We start from the raw sequence: 1,615 nt of genomic DNA, 5'->3' as shown, positions 1-1,615 counted from the left end.
CCAGGCGGCACTGGCCTCCGGAGACCTCGAAGCAGCCGGCCGCATCCTTGACCGTCTCCTGGCTCGGCCGGAGGCACCGGACAGGCTCCGTGGAGCGGACGTGGCGGCGTCGCTGTGGGCGCAGCGGGGCATGCTGGCGCGCAGCGCCCAAGTCTACCGGTGGCTCGGATCGCCCGCCACGGAGGCGTCCCGGGCGCTGGCCGCCGTCGTCATGATCGGTACGGGTGACCCCGACGGGGCTCGAAGCCTGCTTGCCGGCAACCATGCCGACAACTCGCCAACCCTGACGAACGTGGCCGTCTCGATGATGGGACAAGGCATCGCCGCGTCCATCGGCGAGCACACTGAGCAGGCGCTGCCGGCCCTGGTACGCGCTTCCGACATGCTCACGGCCTCCGGCGCCGCCATTCCGCTGCCGGACAGCCCGGCAGCCCTCGCGGCCTTGGTGGCCCTGCACAGCGGTGAGCTCCCCGTAGCGGCAGCCGTCCTCGACGACGCACTGCGCGGACGCCAGGGAGGCCCGGCGGCCCGGTTGAGGCTGCTGCTCCTGCGGGCCTGGGTCTCCATGCTGCAGGACCACCCGGACAGCGCCGGGGCTGCCATCGCAGAGGCGACCGCCAGCGGAATCCGTCCCACCCCGCGCGACGAATTGTTGCTGGACGCCCTGCAGGTCGGGCTGGCGCGGCGAACCGATGACACCGCTGCCTTGGTGCGCGCCTGGGACCGGGCGCGGGGTGACATGAAGCAGGACGTTGCGCATGAGCGGAGCAAGGTTTCCCTCGGGCAACACCAACCCTGCGGCCGTGGCCTGCGACATCAGCGGCCCGATTCCGCCGGGCAGCTCCCGCAGTCCGGAAGGCAGCGGCCCGGCTGGATCGAAACCGACGGCCAGGGCCAGCAGCAGCTCCCGAAGGTTGGGTTCCAGCCGGTCGAGCTCGTGGCCCACATGGTTGACCAACCCGCCGAACTTCACCGGATCTGACGGTATTGGGCGGGCATCGTCGATCGCTTCCAACACATGCTGGACCAGCCAAGGCAGGCCCCCGGTCAGCCGGAAGACCTGATCAAGGACGGGAGCAGGAAGCCGGTCAGAGCGGACAGCTGCTGCGTGCCGCTCAATATCGTTACGGGTCCAGGGGCCCAACAACACCGGCCGCCGATGCGCCTCCATCACCGCCGTCAGCCGCTGCAGGGCGGGCAACTGCGGCCACGTCCGATACGCGACCACGAGGTTCACGTTCTGTCCGTCGGCCAATCGATGGACGCGCTCCAGTCCGGCGACGTCCAACTGGTGGGCGTCGTCGATCAGTACCGTGGTGCCTTCGTCCACAGGGTCTTCCCCCAGTGCGGGCCTGCCCGAGCTGACGGGGACGCCTGCTTCCTCATAGGCCGCCGCCAAGTTTTCCAGCAGCAGGCTCTTGCCCGATCCTCCCGGACCGGACACGGTAGCCAGTAAACGCGACTCGGATTCCGTCGCGGCTTCCGTCAGCAGTTGCGCGGCATCCCGGTTCACCAAACGGCGTGCCGCCGGCTGCGCCGGTGTCGCACCTGTCATGCCGGCCCCGGAGCAGGCGCATCGGTGGGGGCACCCGACGGTGCCGGCGGCTGCGTCGGG

General features: G+C 70.3%; 1 pseudogene. It reads left to right on the top strand.

What is annotated here, in order from left to right:
- Positions 1 to 982, top strand: a pseudogene (locus AC5RUJ_RS16040) (LuxR C-terminal-related transcriptional regulator); the annotation flags it as partial.
- Positions 983 to 1,615 lie beyond the last annotated feature (633 nt).

The sequence above is a fragment of the Arthrobacter sp. Y3223164 genome, assembly GCF_059091005.1.
Note: the sequence above shows the minus strand (reverse complement) of the source record. Positions and strands in the feature narration are given on the sequence as shown.